This is a genomic window from Kribbella aluminosa (assembly GCF_017876295.1).
Lineage (GTDB): Bacteria > Actinomycetota > Actinomycetes > Propionibacteriales > Kribbellaceae > Kribbella > Kribbella aluminosa.
The window spans coordinates 1,132,582-1,151,573 of sequence record NZ_JAGINT010000001.1; the positions used below are offsets into that span (position 1 = coordinate 1,132,582).

Below are 18,992 nucleotides of genomic sequence, written 5' to 3' on the forward strand. Positions count from 1 at the left end.
TCCACGTGTTAGAGTTTCGCGGTCGCCAGGGAAACCCGGCGAACAAGTCTGGGGCTGTGGCGCAGTTGGTAGCGCGCTTCGTTCGCAACGAAGAGGCCAGGGGTTCGAATCCCCTCAGCTCCACCCAGTAGTCGAAGGGCCGGTCACCCACCTCGGGCAGACCGGCCTTTATTTGTGCGGCGTCCTGGGAGCCCGTCCGCAGACCGACGGCGGCGTTCGATGAGGTCTGACAACTCATCGTCAGGTTTCGAGTCTTCCCCTCGTCGTCCTGGGTGCGCGGCGACATCCGCCTTTTCAGAAGTATCCGACCGTGCACCGACTTCGATCTACGAGCAGCCGGGAGGCTACGATCCTGTACCGGCTTGGACGACACCGGACCTCGGGGACTCAGGAAGTGCAACTCGCCGAGAATGCACCGGTCTATCGGCCACCTGGGCCGGCGCATCAACGGTGCCGGTCAGCGTCCGAGGCGCACGATCTCGATCGCAAGCTCCACCAGTGTGCGTGCCCGGCGGACCGGAGGTTCGGCCTTGATAGCGGTCACCACGTCAGTCCCGTACTCGACATCACCTTTGGCCGCGACCAATTCACGCAGCGCCCTTTCGCCTGCGGTGCCTCGGCCCGTTTGGCCAGCGATTGTCGGAGTTCTTTCGCCGCGGCGGCGTGATCCTTCTTGTTGCTTGTCGAACCGGTGAGCGCGGTGACGATCGCGTCCTTGGCGCTGATTCCGGCGTGGATCGCGTCGCCGGCTGCCGGGGCGTACCTCGTGGCGGCAAGGTTGGCTTCGGCCGAGGCGAGATACTCCTCGGCCTTCTTGAGGAAGCTCTTGGCGTGATTGCGCTGCTCGGCCGTGGCCATCATGCAGCTCCGTGCTTGACGCGCGGCTTGGCGCCGATCAGCGCGACGCCGTCACGGAAGATGTCGCTGACGACCGGCTCTCCCGAGGCGGCCAGCCGATTGAAGTCGGCCTCGGTCAAGACGAGTACATCGCAATTGTTGCCGAGATGCATACGGACACTGTCCTCGAGCTCAACGCGGTTGTCCCAGCCGGGCGGCGCAATGACCGCTAGATCAATGTCACTGTCCGGCGTTGCCTCACCGCGAGCGATCGACCCGAAGAGGAGCACCGCCTGCACGTCGCCGTCGATCACCGCACTGACGGCATCTCGCAGAGCCGCGATCGGGTCCAGCAGAGTCCGCAGCGGAGCCACGGAGGCGTGCTCCTCGTTGATGGTGTGTACGCCAGCCCGCCCGATGGTCTGGGTCTCCGTCAGGCCGAGCTATGGATCTGTCGCCCGGTCAGGGGCGTATCGGTGCGCAGTAGCGCCGCGAGCACGGCGCCTCGTGCCCCGGGGATGATCCCGCCGAACGGCTCATTGAAGAACATATGAACAAATACCTGTCATATGAAAGGTGAGACAGTCATCTGACAGGTGACGTGGGCGAGCAATCCCTGGGGCGGGCGCTAGACATGCCCAGTCTCAGCCGCGAAATCGGCTCAGCCGTCGCGACTATACGCTCGCCGAGCGAGGCGGACACTATGTGCAGGACGATCAGCCGCAGCTCGTCGCAGAGGCGATAGACGAGATCATCCGTGCTTGGCCGGCGGCGGCCGTGCTCGAAGGCGGCCCCCGGGATGTGGTGGCACTCGTCCGCGACGATCAGCCCGTAGCGCGGAGGACCGGCTCGAGGTACCGCGACCCGCTGACATCCCAGCCAACCATCGCCGGAACGTCAAGACCGAGATCCTGTGTGTCTCGCGTGTCGACTCGTCACAAGCGGCCACGTCGGTCCCGCAACTGAATGCTGCGGTTCTGAGGACACGCCGGATCGTCTCAGCATCAACTCCAAGTCGCTCACCCACACGCTTGAGTGACGGGCCCGTCGCATAGAGCCCTTCAGCCTCCACCTCCTGCTCGGGCGAGAGTCCCCGTGGGCGAATTTGGATTCCGTTCCTCCGCAGGATCAATACAGCAATCTCCGGGGGACGCCGAACCGTGTGCCCAGCTTTCGCAGGTTCGAGCCTTCCGCGTAACCGGCGATCAGGTGAGCGGTCTGCTCAGCATCGAGCTGCTTGGCTGTCCGAGTCCGTCTACGCGGTAGGTCGACTGAATCTGGCGTTGAGGACGGCTTCGGTCGTCTTGGGGGCGGTTGGGTCCGTTAGGGGAGGGGGACGTCGTTGGGGGGTGGGAGGGTGCTGCCGTCGCGGAGCAGGATCGGGCCGACTGGGGTGGGGGTGTTCACGGGTGGGGAGGGTGGCGGGGTGGGGGACGGTGTGGGGTTGGGTGGGGGCGGCTGCACGATTGTGGTGCCGTACTTCGGGGGTGGTGGGTTGAGTGCGGCCTGGGGCGACAGGTCGACCAGGTCGGCCAGGCCCTTGTCGTTGTCGACTCTGGCGACCCCGAGTGTGGGCAGGCCGAGGAGGTCTAGCGCGGTCTTGGGGATGCTGGGATGCCAGGACCAGCGGTGATCGATGCCCGGCTTGACCCGGCCGCCGAACATGAGCAGGGGCACCCGCGGACCGTAGGCCAACTGGATGCCGTCGGGCGTCGTCTCGACGTTCGGGGTTTGGACGTGATCGTCGTAGCCGCCCCAGTCGTCCCACGTGAGCAGGAAGACCGTCGAGTCCCAGGCCCCGGCTGCGGTCACCGCGTCCACCACTTGCCAGACCGCATCCATGCCCTGGGTCACGTTCGCGGGCGGGTGCTCGTCGAGCGGCGAATCGTGCCACACCATCGACAGCGCGGGTAGCTTGCCCGCCTTCGCGTCGGTGATGATGTCGGCCGAGCGGACGATGTTCGGAGAACCCTTGAGCTGCTTGTAGAACTCGACCGGGTAGCCGCTGGATCCGGTGTACGCCTTCCACGTCAGCCCGTGGTCGCCGGCATGTCCTGGCAGCGATGGCATGTCCCAGACCGGGCTGGTCCCGCTGCGCGACGGGTTCTTCAGAGTCGGCGTCTGGCCGCCGACGACGAGTAGGTGGTTCGGGGTCGAGTTGGTGCCGTACCCGGAGCAGTGGTTCTCGATGAACGCGCCGCTCGCGGCGAGCCACGCATAGAACGGCAGGTCCTTGACCGTGTCGAACTGGACGTGTGCCCCGGTGCTCTTCTTGGTCAGCCACCGGTAGTAGGCCTTGCGGTCGTGCGGCTGGTCGGACGCGGGCGGATTGGCGCTCGCCGGCCAACCGGTCGCGACGTTCGCACCGAACGCGGCCATCGAAGCGAAGTAGTTGTCGGTGGTGTGGTTCTCCTGGACCATCACGATGACGTGGTCGATCGTGGCGTTGGCCATGGGGACGCCTTTCGGTCAGTGCGTCGGGATCCGCAGTGCCTGCAGGAGCGCTTCGCCGTCGGGAGTGCCGAGCCCGGTACACGCGTCCCAGCCCGGCGCTGCCTGGTAGGCACCGTTGTTTCCGCTCGTGATGTCGTGGAAGCCTGGCTGCACGGTGCCGGCGCGAACGCCCTGGTACAGCTGGGTGTGCACCAGGCCGAGGCTGCGCCCGGTGCCCTGGGCGAGGCGCGCCAGCAGCGCGGCCCACAGCGGGGCGACGGCGCTGGTGCCCCCGACCACGATGCGTTGGCCGTCGACGAGAACCTGGTACCCGGTTGCTGGATCGGCGTTGCCCGCGACATCGGGCACTCCCCGGCCGACGCCACCGCCGGCCCGCGGAGGCACCCCCGCAGCGGACTGGAAGGCCGGCACCGGGAACGCGTCGCTGACGCCGCCACCGGAGGCGCCACCGCCCGGGGTGTTCCATACCGTCTCGGAGGTGATCTTCGGCGGGAGGCCTTCGAGGTGCGTGCCGCCGCACGCGAGAGCGTGCGGGCTCGAGGCGGGGAAGTCCGCGTGCTGCACGCCGTCGCTCTGGCCGTCCGCGCTGCCGTTGTCACCGCTGGCCGCGCACACGGTCACACCGAGCGCCGCGGCGTCGGCGAATGCCTGGTCCATCGCCGTCCTTGCCTGCGCCGTCCACTGGTCCTCGGACTGACCCCAGCTGATGCTGACCACGGTCGGCGTCGGGGTGGCGTGTACCGCGGTGGTGACCGCGTCCAGGAAACCCTGATCGGTGTTGGGCGCGAAATAGACCAGCTGCCGGGCCCCTGGGGCGAGCGCACCCGCGACCTCGATGTCGAGCATCACTTCACCGTCGGCGGAGCCCGGATCGCCGGTCGGGGCGTTCTTGCCACCATCCACCTCGACCGCGCTCACCTGGGGAGCGGGGATCTTCAAGCCGGCGAAGTAGGTGCTGATATCGGCCTGCTTGAATCCACCGCCGAGCTCGATGATCGCGATGGTGTGTCCGGTCCCGTCGGTGCCGGCCGGGAAGTTGTAGAGGGAGCCGAGCTGGTCGGGCGTGAACGCCTGTGCGGCGGCCGGAGCCGCGTGCAGCCGAAACTGGGCGCGCGCCTGCGGGCGGTCGTCGAGACCGAGTACGGCGATGACAATCCCGTCGAGTTCGGCGGGCACCGACACCGCACCGGACCGGACCCGGAGCTCCACGGTGGTGCCGTGGCTGTCCTGGCTGCGGACGAGTGAGAGCTCGGTACCGAAAACGTCCGTCAGCGCGGACGCAGGCCCGCGCACGGTCACCTGCCGGGCACCGACGTGCGTTCCGGTGATGCTCAGCCCGGCTGCCGTGAGCACCTCCTCAACCCGGGCGAGGTCGTCGTCGCCGGCGCCGAACCGTCGGGCGAACTCCTCCGCGGTCACGGTTTCGGGACCGGTCACGAGGTTCTCGTCGAGTTCGGCGCGGCGGCGCAGTACGAGCGTGACCGTGATCGAACTGTCCGGAGAGACTGGGCCGAGTGTCTCGGCGTCAGCGAACGCGGAGCGGGAACTTCCTGGAATGGGAATACGAGCGGAGTTCGACACGCGCAACATCATGAACCACGAACGCCCCCGGAGGCCACCCATTGTGCTGGGATCATTACTCTCAGCGTCTCCTCAGTGAATGTGTGTCTCAGTGCAATGCCGCTGTTGCTGCCTTGAGGTCGTTCAGGGCGGCTAGTACGTGCGGGGCCAGGCCTGACTCATCTTCGGTGGCTGTCCACGATTCGTAGCCCTGCTTGAAGGCCAGGACGCCTAGCTCGGATGCCACGTGGGCCAGCGGGGTGGGTACGCCTCGTGCCTGGAGGGCTGTGGTCATGGCGCTTGCCAGGCCTACGGTTTTGAGGGCGTCTCGTTCTTGGAGTTCTGTGCTTGCGGCTATTGCTGCTTTCAGGCGCGGGCCCAGTTCCCGGTTCATGGGGCCCATGAAGCTTGAGGCTTTGGTGAGACCGGCGGCTACTGCTTCCAGTGGGGTGGCGTCATCGGCGGCGCCGGCGATTCCTTCGGCCAGTAGGCGGCTCAGGGCGTCTTGGCCGGCTACCAGGAGTTCTCGTTTGTCGGGGAAGTGGCGGAAGAAGGTGCTCTTGGTGACGCCGGCGCGGTCGGCGATCTGGGTGACCGTGGTGGCGTCGTAGCCGTGTTCGGCGAACAGGTCCACGGCGGCGAGGACCAGTCGTTCGCGGGCTCCGGGTTGCCATCTCGCCATGAGGGCATTGTAGGTGATGGGACCTTTGTCTCGTCGGTGTTATGGTGATGGGACAAAGGTCTCATCAGGGTTGAGGAGTGTCCTATGAAGGTGTTCGTCACCGGCGGTACCGGGTTGATCGGGTCCGCCGTTGTTCGTGAGTTGCTCGGGAACGGGCATGAGGTCGTCGGGCTGGCGCGGTCCGAGGCGTCGGCGGCGGCGTTGCGGGAGGCCGGTGCCGAGGCGGTGCGGGGTGGCCTTGGTGATCTCGACGTCGTACGGGCGGGTGCTGCGAAGGCCGACGGCGTGATTCATCTTGCCTTTAGCAACGACTTCAGTAGTCCGGAGGCGCTGGCGGCGGGGGTCGCTGAGGAGGGTGCGGCGCTAGAGGCCCTTGGAGAAGAGCTGGTCGGGAGTGGGCGACCACTGGTCACGGTGTCGGGTACGCCGTGGGTGCCGGGGCGGGCGTCCACGGAGGAGGACCCGTTGCCGCTTGACGGGCCGGTCGGTGGGCGGGGGCGGTCTGTGATGGCGGTGCTGGGGTTGGCGTCGCGCGGGGTGCGGAGTGCTGCGGTGCGGATGCCGCGGACTGTTCACAACCAGGGGGACGGCGGGTTTGCGGGGCTGCTGACGCAGATTGCTCGGCAGACCGGAGTGTCGGGGTATCCGGGGGATGGCGCGCAGCGTTGGCCCGCCGTACACGCGCTGGATGCGGCGGTGCTGTTCCGGCTGGTGCTGGAGAATGCACCCGCTGGTACGGCGTGGCACGCGGTGGACGACGAGGGGGATGCCGTACGGGACATCGCCGGCGTCATCGGACGGCGGCTCGAGCTTCCGGTCGAGTCCGTACCCGAGGAGACGTTCGGTGCACTCGGCCCGATCTTCGCGGCCGACCAGCCCGCCTCCAGCGAGTACACGCGCACGACGCTCGACTGGCGACCTCGGCACCCGAGCCTGCTGAAGGATCTGGAGAACATCCAGCCCTGAACGGCGAGGGTTGGTCAGGCGGGTGGTTCGCCGATGTTTCAGATTGAGAATCACGTCAGCTAATCTTGACTCATTCCAGAAAACGCGGAAGACTGCGGGACGTGCCGACGGTGGATGAGCTCCAGGGGTTGTTGCGTGGGGTCTCGCTGCGGGTGACGCGGCCGCGGCTGGCGGTGCTGGCCGCGGTGTACGGGAATCCGCATGCGGACACGGACTCGATTATCGGTGCCGTGCGCAACGAACTGCCCCAGACGTCGCACCAGGCGGTGTACGACTCGCTGCAGACCTTGACGGCGGCGGGCCTGGTCCGGCGGATCCAGCCGCTGGGGTCGGTGGCGCGGTACGAATCGCGGGTGGGCGACAACCATCATCACGCCGTCTGCCGGTCGTGCGGTGCGATCGCCGATGTCGACTGTGCGGTCGGGCACGCGCCCTGCCTGACCGCGTCCGAGGACCACGGTTTCGTCATCGACGAGGCCGAGGTCATCTATTGGGGCCTGTGCGCGGACTGCGCACGACGTACCTGAACTCGAAGTTGAAAACGTCCAGTCCTGGAAGGAATCCGATGTCCGAGAACCACGAGCCCCTGCCCGGCGAGGCCTCCGCGGAGAGCCGCGGCGCCGAGACCGGTGGCTGCCCGGTGAACCACGGTCAGGGCGTGCACCCGACCAGCGGGAACGCCAACCGCGAATGGTGGCCGAACCAGCTGAACCTCAAGATCCTGGCCAAGAACCCGGCCGTCGCGAACCCGCTCGGCGAGGAGTTCGACTACGCCGCGGAGTTCAAGACCCTGGACCTGGCCACGGTCAAGGCCGACATCGCCGAGGTCCTGACCACCTCGCAGGACTGGTGGCCGGCCGACTTCGGCAACTACGGCCCGCTGATGATCCGGATGGCCTGGCACAGCGCCGGTACGTACCGGATCCACGACGGCCGCGGTGGCGCGGGCGCCGGTCAGCAGCGGTTCGCGCCGCTGAACAGCTGGCCGGACAACGGCAACCTGGACAAGGCCCGCCGGCTGCTCTGGCCGGTGAAGAAGAAGTACGGCCAGAAGCTGTCCTGGGCCGACCTGCTGATCCTCACCGGCAACGTCGCGCTGGAGACGATGGGCTTCAAGACCTTCGGGTACGCCGGCGGTCGCGAGGACGTGTGGGAGCCGGAGGCCGACGTGTACTGGGGCCCGGAGACCACCTGGCTCGGCGACGAGCGGTACTCCGGCGACCGCGACCTGCAGCGCCCGCTCGGAGCGGTCCAGATGGGCCTCATCTACGTGAACCCGGAAGGCCCGAACGGCAACCCGGACCCGATCGCGGCGGCCCGCGACATCCGCGAGACGTTCGGCCGGATGGCGATGAACGACGAGGAGACCGTCGCGCTGATCGCCGGCGGCCACACGTTCGGCAAGACCCACGGTGCCGGCCCGGCGGAGAACGTCGGCGCGGAGCCCGAGGGCGCCCCGATCGAGCAGCAGGGCCTGGGCTGGAAGAGCACGTACAACACCGGCAAGGGCAAGGACGCGATCACCAGCGGCCTCGAGGTCACCTGGACCACCAGGCCGACCCAGTGGACGAACGACTTCTTCGAGATCCTGTTCGGCCACGAGTGGGAGCTGTCGCAGAGCCCGGCCGGCGCGAACCAGTGGGTCGCCAAGGACGCCGAGGCGATCATTCCGGACGCGTACGACGGCCCGAAGAAGCTGCCGACGATGCTGACCACGGACCTGTCGCTGCGCTTCGACCCGATCTACGAGCCGATCTCGCGGCGGTTCAAGGACAACACGGAGGAGTTCGCGGACGCGTTCGCGCGCGCCTGGTTCAAGCTGACGCACCGCGACATGGGCCCGATCGTCCGGTACCTCGGCTCCGAGGTCCCGAGCGAGGAACTGATCTGGCAGGACCCGGTACCGGCCGTCGACCACGAGCTGGTGTCCGACGCGGACGTGACCGCGCTGAAGGCCGCGATCGCCGCGTCCGGGCTGACCGTGTCGCAGCTGGTGTCGACCGCGTGGGCGTCGGCGTCGACGTTCCGCGGTAGCGACAAGCGTGGTGGCGCCAACGGTGCCCGCATCCGCCTGCAGCCGCAGAGCGGGTGGGACGTCAACAACCCCGACGAGCTCGCCCAGGTACTGCGGACCCTCGAGGGCATCCAGAAGTCGTTCGGGAAGCCGGTCTCGCTGGCAGACCTGATCGTGCTGGCCGGTGGCGTCGGCGTCGAGATCGCCGCGAAGAACGCCGGTGTCGACGTCGTCGTACCGTTCACCCCTGGTCGTACGGACGCGACCGCGGAGCAGACGGACGCCGACTCGTTCGCCGCACTCGAGCCGGTGGCGGACGGCTTCCGTAACTACTACGGCAAGGGCAACAAGCTCCCGGCCGAGTACCTGCTGCTCGACCGCGCGAACCTGCTCACGCTGAGCGCCCCGGAGCTGACCGTTCTGGTCGGCGGCCTCCGGGTCCTCGGTGCGAACTACGACGGTTCGAAGAACGGCGTACTGACCGACAACCCCGGCACGCTGACGAACGACTTCTTCGTCAACCTGCTCGACCTCGGCACCGAGTGGCACGCCGCCGACGGCAGCCAGGAGACGTTCGAAGGCACCGTCGACGGCAAGGTCAAGTGGACCGGCACCCGCGCCGACCTGGTCTTCGGCTCGAACTCCGAGCTCCGCGCCCTCGCCGAGGTCTACGCCAGCGACGACGCCAAGCAGAAGTTCATCACCGAGTTCGTCTCGGCCTGGCACAAGGTCATGGAACTCGACCGCTTCGACCTGCACCGCTGACCGCACACGAACCGGCTCCCCTTTCGCGAGGGGAGCCGGCTCGCATGTGCGCGGGTCTGCTCAGACGTCTTCGCGGTCGCAGCGGAGGTCTTCGAGGACCTCCTGGAGCTCCGGGCCCATCCGCGCCGCCCAGTCGGCGAGGTCGAGCGGACCGGTGGGTGGGAGCAGCGAGGTGGGGTCGGGGCGGAGTCCCCGGTACTGCGCTGCTGACATCACGACGGCTTCAGGCTCGCCGCGTGCTCCCCACACCAGAGGCTGCGTGCGTTCTGCGAGTACGGCGTCGAACTGCGCGGCGAGTGCTTTGGGTGTCAGTACATCGCCGCCGGAGAACTTCTGCGGGCCGTCGAGAGCGGCGAACTCGTCGTACGTGACGACGACGGCCTGAAGTACACCGTCGCCGAAGCCGATCGCTTGTGTCTTCCCGTTGCGGAAGTGGGCGAGGACAGTCGCAAGATCCGAGCGGAGCCCGGCGACGGATTGCCAGCTGGACATTCAGCTGTGGCAGCTTCGTGGCGTGGTGGACGGGGATGCGGATCCACCGAGGATCACCCAGCATCTGTAGTACTTCGTCCCTGGCGGGTAGTCGGCGCCGTACATCGTCGGCAGCGCCGTGTCCGACAGCGTCAGGTAACAGTGCGACTCCGCATCGAAGAACCCATTCTCGGTCCTCTCGTCGGCATAGCCGCGGCCGTGTCCGTCGCCGGACTGCTGCCGGCGTATGCGAACCCCACGACCGACACACGCGCCGAGGGTCAGATCGTTGATCTGACCGCTGGCGTCTTGCTTGCCCACGGTCAGCGGTTTGATCCAGACGACCTGTACATGTCCTACGGAGTGCCACTTTTTTCCGCGGAAGGTCTCGGCCTGGTTGAGCTCGACTTTGAGCATGGTGCCGCTCGCGTAGCGAGGCAGCGCCGCCACATCGACTCCGCCGCTCCTGTACGACGTGTCTGTTGCCGCGACGAGCCCGCGGTACGTCGCAGATGCGGCTGCGACCGCTTGCGTCTCGGGGGAATCACTCGGTGACGAGGACGGCGTCGGGGAAGGCGAGGGCGCGGTTCTGTTGGGCTGGCCGGCCTCCGGGGAGCCTTGGCAGGCGGTTAGCGCGGTGAGGGCGCAGAGGGCTGCGAAGGTGGGTCCGAGGGCCGGTCGGCGGGGCATGCAGGCTCCCGTTCATGGGTGCTGGTGGGTTAAGGGTTGCATACGGAGGGTGTTCGAAGTGCGGGATATCCACAGGGCTGCAGGTTGGGGTGCCGGAGGCGGTGATGCTGACGTACGACGAGTTCGAGGATCTCGGCGGTGAGACGAAGTTCGAGCGTCGGCCTGGTGTGGCCGCGGTGGAGACCGTGGGGGCGGAACTCGTGTCGATGGTCGCGGCGATCCGGGCCGAGACGTTTGTGCCGGTGGTGTGGGGGGACAGTGGTGCGCCGGAGGCAGTGAGCATGTCGACCTCGCAGTACCGCGAACTGCGAGGTGACGACGAGCCGCCGGCCGGGACGATCGACGACCCGACCCGCAGGGTCTACGCCACCGAACCGCTTCCGGACAGCCGTTCGATGACCCTGGACGAATTCGCCGAGATGATGGGGCCGGAGACGCAGCAGATTCTTGATGAGATCCGCAGTGAAGACGACACGTCACGATGACGTCTGCTGCTGGGTACGAGCTCATCATCAACGAGGGTTTCGCGATGGACTACCGACGGCTCACGGCGGCGGCAGGGCGGAATCCGCGGGGACCAGAGGACTACGTCCGTCGACAGGTCCTTCGTGAGATGCAGGAGTTTGCGGCCGGTTCGTCGGAAGGACGGCACGCGCTCGGATATGAGTCCGGCAAGGGGGACCTGCGGGACTGCGTTACCGCGTATCTGCAGTCCGATCCGCAGGCGAAGGCGGACTATCGGCTGACGTTCCGGGAGATGCCGCCCGCGGCGCCGGGTGGGGGCGTTCGGTGATCGAATGCCCAGCCTGAAGCAGAACCAGGCGCAGCGCCAGAGCTGGTGGGCGCGGGCTCGGCGAGCGGTCGACGTCGTCTGGTCGGACACCGGCTGTAACGGGCCTTGTTCCAGCTCGAGCCGTCTGGCAGGCTGGCTAGGTTTGTACACGGGTGGAAGGGGTCTGTCATGCGGTTTCATCATGATCGGGAGCCGTCGGGCGACCTGACCTTCAGCGATGTGTTCCTGGTGCCGAACCGGTCGAGGGTCGCGTCCCGGCTGGATGTGGATCTGTCGACGGCGGACGGGACCGGGGCGTCGATCCCGATCGTCGCGGCGAACATGACCGCGGTGTCCGGGCGGCGGATGGCGGAGACGATCGCGCGCTGTGGCGGGCTGGCGGTGATCCCGCAGGACATCCCGGTGGACGTCGTCGCCGAGGTCGTTGCCTGGATCAAGCAACGCGACCCGGTGCACGACACGGCTCTGGTGCTGCCGCCGACCGGGACCGTGGGGGAGGCCCTCAACCTGCTGCCGAAGCGGAACCACGGCGCGGTGATCGTGGTCGACAACGGCCGCCCGGTCGGCGTGGTGACCGACGCGGACTGCTCCGGCGTGGACCGGTTCACGCAGCTCGACGCGATCATGTCCCGCGAGTTGCTGACGGTGCCCGCGGGCATCGACCCCGAGACCGCGTTCAACAAGCTGCACGACGGCCGGCACCGGCTCGCACCCGTTGTCGACGGCAACGGTCAGATCGTCGGCATCCTGACCCGCCAGCGCGCCCTCCGCGCAACCCTGTACGACCCGGCACTGGACGCCAACGGCAAGCTTCGGGTGGCGGCCGCGATCGGCATGAACGGCGACGCCGAGCAGAAGGCGAAAGCCCTGCTGGACGTAGGGATCGACGTACTCGTGCTCGACACCGCACACGGCCACCAGGAGCGGATGCTCGAGGTCGTCGAACGGGTCCGCGCCCTCGGCCCCGACGTACCGATCGTGGCCGGTAACGTGGTCACCGCCGAAGGCGTCACCGATCTCGTCACCGCCGGCGCGGACATCGTCAAGGTCGGCGTCGGGCCGGGCGCGATGTGCACCACCAGGATGCAGACCGCGGTCGGCCGGCCGCAGTTCTCCGCCGTCCTCGAATGTGCGACCCGCGCCCGTGAGCACGGCAAGCACGTCTGGGCGGACGGCGGCGTACGGCATCCCCGCGACGTCGCGCTGGCACTCGCGGCCGGTGCGTCCAGCGTGATGATCGGGTCCTGGTTCGCCGGTACGTACGAGTCGCCCGGCGACCCGCACCGGGACAGCCAGGGCCGGATCTACAAGGAGAGCTTCGGGATGGCGTCGGCCCGCGCGGTGAAGTCCCGCACCGCCGAGGACTCGCCGTTCCAGCGGGCCCGGAAGAGCATCTTCGAGGAAGGCATCTCGACCGCCCGGATGTACCTGGACGCCGAGCGCCCGAGCGTCGAGGACCTGCTGGACTCGATCGTCTCGGGCATCCGCAGCTCGTGCACGTACGTCGGTGCCGCGAACCTCACGGAGTTCCACGAGCGGGCCGTAGTCGGACTGCAGACCGCCGCCGGGTACGCCGAGGGCAAACCGCTCGAGACCAGCTGGCTGTGATCTCCTCATACCGAGGGTGAGACCGGGCCCCCGCAAGATCATGCGTAGAGCGATGGTCGCGCCCGGCGAACGGTGGCACTGTGTAGCCAACAGGGGGAGGAAGGGCACCGGTCAACCGTCGGGGGGCCGAGGATCCGCTCTGGGGGCGGCGTGGATCCGGTCGGCGCGGGGGCGCACTGTTGCGGTGTCCTGCTCGTGGGCGCGGGTGGTGGCGACATCACCCGCGACCCACCGTGGCGACTCATGGGCAAGCACATGCTTGATCGACTACGGGGTACAGCGGGATAGTCGAAGGACTGATACCGCAACGGTCGTGGGGAGCCGGCTCCGTGGAAGGGCACAAGACCGCTCCGCTGCGGGTTGACGCGGAGACCGCGATCATCCTGCGCGAGGCGTACCACAAGATCGAGGCGTTGTTCCGGTCCGACCACTACGGCCTGTACGACTACGTCCGGGTGGTGGCCGGCAAGGTCTCGCACGTCGACGCGTTCTTCGTCGGGTTCCTGCAGGGCACCAGCCGGGTCCGGTACCCGTACGGGTACGACGACGGAGAGTACGTGAACCCTGACACCCACAACTTCGGCCCCGACGGGCAGACGGCGTGGTTGATCAAGCACCGGCAGACGTACCGGTTCGCCTACGACAACGGCTCCGCGTTGCATGCCGGCGTACCGGTCGGTGATGCCGCTCGGCGGTCCGCGGACGCGGTGACGGTGCCGATCTTCCGGTCTGCGAAGGACGGACCCGGCCAGCTGTTCGGGTTGCTCTCGATGCAGAGCTACACCCCCAGGTCGTACGACGACAACGCGGTCCGGGCGTTCGAGTGGTTGTGCTCGGTGGTGGAGCGGGTGCTGACCCGTGAGGGCGAGGACCGGGAGGCCTTGCGCCGGCTGCCCGCGGGGGACGTCGGCCCGAACCTGCTGACCTCGGACCATGTGGTGGAGTACCTGACGCATCGGGTCGCGTCGATCCGGGAGATCGCCGGCGAGGCGCTGGACGAGCCGGAGGTGAGCACCACCGTCCACACGCACCTGGAGCGGATCGTCGACGTCGCGGAGCACATTCAGTCCGAGCTGATCGAGATGCTGATGGAGGCCGACGAAGGTCCGGAACGCCGCTTCACCAGTCTCACCAAGGCGCAGCAGGGCGTCGCCGTCCTGCTCGCGGACGGCCTCGACAACGACCAGCTCGCCGCCGAGCTGGGCGTCAGCCTCAACACCGTCAAGACCCACCTGAGCGCGATCCTCCGCAAGTACGGTCTGCGGTATCGCGCCCAGGTGGCCGAGGACGTCCGCCGGTACCTCGCCCGCTAGTACGCCCGCTAGTACGAGCGGGCGACGTACGCCGTCAGGCCGGGCTCGTTGTCCTCCACCGGCAGCGAGCCGTCCGGGCGTTGCAGGCAGCGGACCGTGATGCCGGACTCGCCGAGGCGGTCCTCACCCTCCTCGCCGACCGCGTCGTACGGCAGCCGGGCCCAGCCGGACGCGGCCGCCTCGATCGCCTCCTCGACCGTGGCGACGTCGGCGATCCGGGACACTTGCCGCTCGGTCGCCTCCGCCAGCAGGTGCGCCTGGTCCGCGTCGATCGCCGCGACCACGGTTGCGGCCAGGTCGGTCCGGTTGACGGTGGTCTTGGCCGAGTCGCGCAACCTGCGGACGACGGTGGCGACGCCGGCGGACAGGTCCCGCGGGCCGACCTCGATCCGGACCGGGACGCCCTTCAGCTCCCAGTTCACCGCGCGCCGCCCGAACGGCTGGTCGGCGCGGTCGTCGACCGTGACCCGAACGCCCTGCGCGGTCAGCTCGTCGGCGATGGTGTGTGCGGCGGCGATCGCCTCGTCCTTGACCGCGAGTACGACGACCTGCACCGGGGCGACCGCGGGCGGGACCCGGAGGCCTGCGTCGTCACCGTGCACCATGATCAGCCCGCCGACCAGCCGGGTGGTGCTGCCCCACGACGTCGTCCAGGCGAGCTCGCGCCGGCCCTCGCTGGACAGGTAGCCGATGTCGAACGCGCGGGCGAAGTTCTGCCCGAGCTCGTGCGCCGTACCCAACTGCAGGGCCTTGCCGTCGCCGGTCATCGCCTCGAGCGTCATCGTGTTCACCGCACCGGCGAACCGCTCGCGGCGGGTCTTCCGGCCCGGCACTACCGGGATCGCGAGTACGTCGACCATCACGGCGCGGTAGACGTCGTACAGGATCCTGGTCGCGTACGCCCGGGCGTCCGCGGCGGACGCGTGCGCCGTATGGCCTTCCTGCCAAAGGAATTCGGTGGTCCGCAGGAACAGCCGCGGACGCAGCTCCCAGCGTACGGCGTTCGCCCACTGGTTCAGCAGCAGCGGGAGGTCGCGGTAGCTCTGGATCCACTTCGCCATGTACTCACCGATCATGGTCTCCGACGTCGGCCGGATCACCGCGGGCTCCTCGAGCTGCTTCCCGCCGGCATGCGTGACGACCGCGAGCTCGGGGCTGAAGCCCTCGACGTGCTCGGCCTCGCGCTGCAGGTAGCTCTCCGGGATCAGCAACGGGAAGTACGCGTTCACCGCGCCGGTCGCCTTGATCCGCCGATTCATTGCCTCCTGCAACAGTTCCCAGATCGCGTACCCGTACGGTCGTACCACCATGGTCCCCCGCACCGGGCCGTTCTCTGCGAGCTCGGCCTTGGCGATCACATCCTGGAACCAACGGGGGAAGTCCGTGGCCTGCGCGGCAAGCACGGATCGGGTAGCTGTCATGACGGCCAGTGTAGGAACCCCCCACGAGACGCCGCCACACATTTCCCCATCGCCAGAATTCACGGCGGAGTACCCGGGCGTTCACCACCGCACCGAAAAGTTGGCCCGGACCCGCTCGGACTTGGAGGATTTGTGAGAGTACGTCGTGCACCTGTGATCACCGCGTGCCTGGCACTGCTCGGGCTCGCGGTCGGTGTTCCGAACGCCGCCGCGGACCGGGGACCGGACCCGTACACGTTCGCCGTGATCGGCGACATTCCCTACGGTTCCGCCCAGATCGCCCGGTTCCCGAAGGTGGTCGACCAGCTCAACGCGGACAAGCAGGTCAAGCTGGTCACCCACCTCGGTGACATCAAGGACGGCTCGTCGGTCTGCAGCGACGAGTACTTCGCCCAGGTGAAGACGCAGTTCGACCGGTTCGCCGACCCGTTCGTCTACACCGTCGGCGACAACGAATGGACCGACTGCCATCGCGTGAACAACGGCGGCTACAACCCGCTGGAGCGGCTGGCGAAGATCCGGCAGGTGTTCTTCCCGCAGCCCGGCCGGACCCTCGGTCAGCACCCGGCGAAGGTCGCGAGCCAGGTCGCGCAGGGCATCCCGGAGGACGTTCGGTTCAGCCGCGGCGACGTCGCGTTCGCGGCCCTGCACATCGTTGGCAGCAACAACAGTATGGCGCCGTGGACCGGCAAGACCGCGCCGACCCCGGAGCAGACCGCCGAGGTGCTGAACCGTACGTCGGCCGTCATGCAGAGCATCCACGACACGTTCGCGCAGGCGCGGGCCGACCGCGACAAGGCCGTCGTACTGCTGACCCAGGCCGACATGTTCGACCCGACCGTGGCGAACCCGTCGTACGCCGACTACTACGCGTTCCAGCCGATCGTGCAGGAGATCGCCCGCGAAGCGGCGAACTTCCGCGGCCCGGTCTACCTGTTCAACGGCGACAGCCACGTCTACAACAGCGACAAGCCATTGGCGGCGAGCTCGCCGTGGACCAAGTTCTACGGCGTGACGACGCCGGCCGAGAACCTGTCGAGGGTCACCGTCGACGGCTCGACCAAGGTGAACAACTACCTGCGGGTGACGATCGACGCGCGCAACCCCGCCGTACTGAGCTGGACCCGGGTGCCGTTCACGTCCTGACCAACGCAAAGGGCGCCCGGGAGATCCCGGGCGCCCTTTGTCGACGTCAGAGTGAAGCGAGGGCCTCGTTCCAGGTCTTCGACGGGCGCATGATGGCGGCCGCCTTCGCCGGGTCGGGCTGGTAGTAGCCGCCGAGGTCGGCCGGGCTGCCCTGGACGGCGAGCAGTTCGTCGACGATGGTCTGCTCGTTCGCGGCCAGCGTCTCCGCCAGCGGCGCGAACGCCTTGGCCAGTTCGGCGTCGTCAGTCTGCTTGGCCAGCTCCTGCGCCCAGTACAGCGACAGGTAGAAGTGGCTGCCGCGGTTGTCGATCCCGCCGACCCGACGGGTCGGGGACTTGTCCTCGTTCAGGAACGTGGCGGTCGCCCGGTCCAGGGTGTCGGCGAGGATCTGCGCCCGCGCGTTGCCGGTCGACTGGGCCAGGTGCTCGAAGCTCGCGGCCAGCGCGAAGAACTCGCCCAGGCTGTCCCAGCGCAGGTAGTTCTCCTTGACCAGCTGCTGCACGTGCTTCGGCGCCGAGCCGCCCGCGCCGGTCTCGAACAGACCTCCACCGGCCATCAGCGGAACCACCGACAGCATCTTCGCGCTGGTGCCCAGCTCGAGGATCGGGAACAGGTCGGTCAGGTAGTCACGCAGCACGTTGCCGGTCACCGAGATCGTGTTCTCGCCGCGGCGGATCCGCTCCAGCGACAGCTTGATCGCGTCCACCGGCGCCAGGATCTTGAGGTCCAGGCCCTCGGTGTCGTGCTCCGGCAGGTACTCCTTGACCTTCGCGATGATCTGCGCGTCGTGGGCGCGGGTCTCGTCCAGCCAGAACACCGCCGGGTCGCCGGTCGCCCGGGCCCGGGTGACGGCCAGCTTCACCCAGTCGCGGATCGGCGCGTCCTTGGTCTGGCAGGCGCGGAAGATGTCGCCCGGCTCGACGGCCTGCTCCAGTACGACGTTGCCCGCGGTGTCGACCAGCCGGACGGTACCGGCGGTGCCGATCTCGAAGGTCTTGTCGTGCGAGCCGTACTCCTCGGCCTTCTGCGCCATCAGGCCGACGTTCGGCACCGAGCCCATGGTGGCCGGGTCGAACGCGCCGTTCGCGCGGCAGTCGTCGAGGACGACCTGGTAGATGCCCGAGTAGCTGCTGTCCGGCAGTACGGCGAGCGTGTCGTGCTCGGCGCCGTCCGGACCCCACATGTGGCCCGACGTACGGATCATCGCCGGCATCGACGCGTCCACGATCACGTCCGACGGGACGTGCAGGTTCGTGATGCCCTTGTCCGAGTCGACCATCGCGAGCGCCGGTCCAGCGGCCAGCTCGGCGTCGAAGGACGCCTTGATCGCGGCGCCGTCGGGCAGGTCCGCCAGGCCGTTCAGGATCGAGCCGAGGCCGTTGTTCGGCGACAGGCCTGCCTTGGCGAGCGTCTCGCCGTACTGCTCGAAGGTCTTCGGGAAGAACGCCCGGACGGCGTGGCCGAAGACGATCGGGTCGGAGACCTTCATCATCGTGGCCTTCAGGTGGACCGAGAGCAGGACGTCGTCGGCCTTGGCCTTCGCGACCTGGGCGGTCAGGAACTCGCGGAGCGCGGCGACGTGCAGCACCGACGCGTCGACGACCTCACCGGCCAGCACCGGGACCGACTCGCGGAGCACGGTGGTCGTACCGTCGGCGGCGGCCAGCTCGATCCGGAGCGACCCGTCGGCCGCGATCACGGTGGACTTCTCGGTACTGCGGAAGTCGTCCGCGGACATGGTGGCGACGTTGGTCTTGGAGTCGGCCGTCCACGCGCCCATCCGGTGCGGGTGGTTCTTCGCGTAGTTCTTCACCGAGGCGGGGGCGCGGCGGTCCGAGTTGCCCTCGCGGAGCACCGGGTTCACCGCGGAGCCCTTGACCTTGTCGTAGCGGGCCTGGATCGCCCGCTCCTCGTCGGTCTTCGGCTCGTCCGGGTACGCCGGCAGCGCGTAGCCCTGGGACTGCAGTTCGGCGATCGCGGCCTTCAGTTGCGGGACCGAGGCCGACACGTTCGGCAGCTTGATGATGTTCGCCTCGGGCCGGTGGGTCAGCTCGCCGAGCTCGGTGAGCGCGTCCGCGACCCGCTGGTCGTCCTTCAAGTACTCCGGAAAGAGCGCGAGGATGCGGCCCGCGAGTGAGATGTCCCGGGTCTCCACGCCGACACCGCCCTGGCCGGCGTACGCCTGGACGACAGGGAGGAACGAGTACGTGGCGAGCGCCGGAGCCTCGTCGGTGTGGGTGTAGATGATCGTCGAGTCAGTCACAGCCCCACC

The 18,992-nt window shown here is 68.1% G+C and carries 17 protein-coding genes and 1 tRNA gene; 9 read left to right on the top strand and 9 right to left on the bottom strand.

Features of this window, described 5'->3' with window-relative positions; genetic code table 11:
• Positions 1–50: 50 nt before the first annotated feature.
• Positions 51–123: transfer RNA gene (locus tag JOF29_RS05630), tRNA-Ala, on the top strand.
• Positions 124–540: 417 nt separating this feature from the next.
• Here the strand turns inward: JOF29_RS05630 and JOF29_RS05635 are convergent.
• From JOF29_RS05635 to JOF29_RS05655, 5 genes are all read right to left on the bottom strand, one after another.
• Positions 541–861, bottom strand: a complete 321-nt coding sequence (locus JOF29_RS05635; protein ID WP_245357458.1) for a hypothetical protein — start codon at positions 859–861, stop codon at positions 541–543.
• Positions 858–1,211, bottom strand: coding sequence for a nucleotidyltransferase domain-containing protein (locus JOF29_RS05640; protein WP_307863163.1), 354 nt, complete (start codon positions 1,209–1,211; stop codon positions 858–860). The genes JOF29_RS05635 and JOF29_RS05640 overlap by 4 nt, the downstream gene beginning before the upstream one ends.
• 949 nt (positions 1,212–2,160) lie before the next feature.
• On the bottom strand, positions 2,161–3,291 hold the full coding sequence (locus JOF29_RS05645) for an alkaline phosphatase family protein (protein WP_209693165.1): 1,131 nt from the start codon (positions 3,289–3,291) through the stop codon (positions 2,161–2,163).
• 15 nt (positions 3,292–3,306) lie between these two features.
• Positions 3,307–4,872, bottom strand: a complete 1,566-nt coding sequence (locus tag JOF29_RS05650) for a S53 family peptidase (RefSeq protein WP_209693166.1) — start codon at positions 4,870–4,872, stop codon at positions 3,307–3,309.
• Between the two features lie 88 nt (positions 4,873–4,960).
• Positions 4,961–5,533, bottom strand: a complete 573-nt coding sequence (locus JOF29_RS05655; RefSeq protein ID WP_209693167.1) for a TetR/AcrR family transcriptional regulator — start codon at positions 5,531–5,533, stop codon at positions 4,961–4,963.
• 84 nt (positions 5,534–5,617) lie between these two features.
• Here JOF29_RS05655 and JOF29_RS05660 point away from each other — a divergent pair, with 84 nt between their 5' ends.
• The 3 genes from JOF29_RS05660 (at position 5,618) to katG (ending at position 9,278) form a co-directional block, all read left to right on the top strand.
• Positions 5,618–6,499, top strand: a complete 882-nt coding sequence (locus JOF29_RS05660) for an SDR family oxidoreductase (RefSeq protein WP_209693168.1) — start codon at positions 5,618–5,620, stop codon at positions 6,497–6,499.
• A 101-nt stretch (positions 6,500–6,600) separates the two neighbouring features.
• Positions 6,601–7,026, top strand: a complete 426-nt coding sequence (locus JOF29_RS05665) for a Fur family transcriptional regulator (protein WP_209693169.1) — start codon at positions 6,601–6,603, stop codon at positions 7,024–7,026.
• Positions 7,027–7,064: 38 nt separating this feature from the next.
• Positions 7,065–9,278: a catalase/peroxidase HPI gene (katG, locus tag JOF29_RS05670; protein WP_209693170.1), complete on the top strand. Its 2,214-nt coding sequence runs from the start codon at positions 7,065–7,067 to the stop codon at positions 9,276–9,278.
• Between the two features lie 60 nt (positions 9,279–9,338).
• Here the strand turns inward: katG and JOF29_RS05675 are convergent, their stop codons facing one another.
• Both JOF29_RS05675 and JOF29_RS05680 read right to left on the bottom strand, forming a co-directional pair.
• Positions 9,339–9,770, bottom strand: a complete 432-nt coding sequence (locus tag JOF29_RS05675; protein ID WP_209693171.1) for a hypothetical protein — start codon at positions 9,768–9,770, stop codon at positions 9,339–9,341.
• Positions 9,771–10,199: a hypothetical protein gene (locus JOF29_RS05680; RefSeq protein ID WP_209693172.1), complete on the bottom strand. Its 429-nt coding sequence runs from the start codon at positions 10,197–10,199 to the stop codon at positions 9,771–9,773.
• Between the two features lie 329 nt (positions 10,200–10,528).
• Here JOF29_RS05680 and JOF29_RS05685 point away from each other — a divergent pair, with 329 nt between their 5' ends.
• From JOF29_RS05685 to JOF29_RS05700, 4 genes are all read left to right on the top strand, one after another.
• On the top strand, positions 10,529–10,924 hold the full coding sequence (locus tag JOF29_RS05685; protein ID WP_209693173.1) for a hypothetical protein: 396 nt from the start codon (positions 10,529–10,531) through the stop codon (positions 10,922–10,924).
• The gene (locus tag JOF29_RS05690) at positions 10,921–11,232 is read left to right on the top strand and encodes a hypothetical protein (RefSeq protein WP_209693174.1); all 312 of its coding nucleotides are present in this window, start codon (positions 10,921–10,923) and stop codon (positions 11,230–11,232) included. Before JOF29_RS05685 ends, JOF29_RS05690 begins: the two co-directional genes overlap by 4 nt.
• Positions 11,233–11,400: 168 nt before the next feature.
• The gene (locus JOF29_RS05695) at positions 11,401–12,840 is read left to right on the top strand and encodes a GuaB1 family IMP dehydrogenase-related protein (RefSeq protein ID WP_209693175.1); all 1,440 of its coding nucleotides are present in this window, start codon (positions 11,401–11,403) and stop codon (positions 12,838–12,840) included.
• Positions 12,841–13,169: 329 nt separating this feature from the next.
• Complete coding sequence (locus JOF29_RS05700; protein WP_209693176.1) at positions 13,170–14,153, top strand: helix-turn-helix transcriptional regulator; 984 nt, start codon at positions 13,170–13,172, stop codon at positions 14,151–14,153.
• An 8-nt stretch (positions 14,154–14,161) separates the two neighbouring features.
• Here JOF29_RS05700 and proS read toward each other — a convergent pair whose 3' ends face one another.
• Positions 14,162–15,574: a proline--tRNA ligase gene (proS, locus tag JOF29_RS05705; protein ID WP_209693177.1), complete on the bottom strand. Its 1,413-nt coding sequence runs from the start codon at positions 15,572–15,574 to the stop codon at positions 14,162–14,164.
• Positions 15,575–15,706: 132 nt separating this feature from the next.
• Between proS and JOF29_RS05710 the strand changes: the two genes are divergently transcribed.
• Complete coding sequence (locus tag JOF29_RS05710; protein ID WP_307863164.1) at positions 15,707–16,720, top strand: metallophosphoesterase; 1,014 nt, start codon at positions 15,707–15,709, stop codon at positions 16,718–16,720.
• A gap of 46 nt (positions 16,721–16,766) precedes the next feature.
• On the opposite strand, the gene JOF29_RS05715 is transcribed toward JOF29_RS05710, so the two are convergent.
• The gene (locus JOF29_RS05715; protein WP_209693178.1) at positions 16,767–18,983 is read right to left on the bottom strand and encodes an NADP-dependent isocitrate dehydrogenase; all 2,217 of its coding nucleotides are present in this window, start codon (positions 18,981–18,983) and stop codon (positions 16,767–16,769) included.
• Positions 18,984–18,992: the final 9 nt, after the last annotated feature.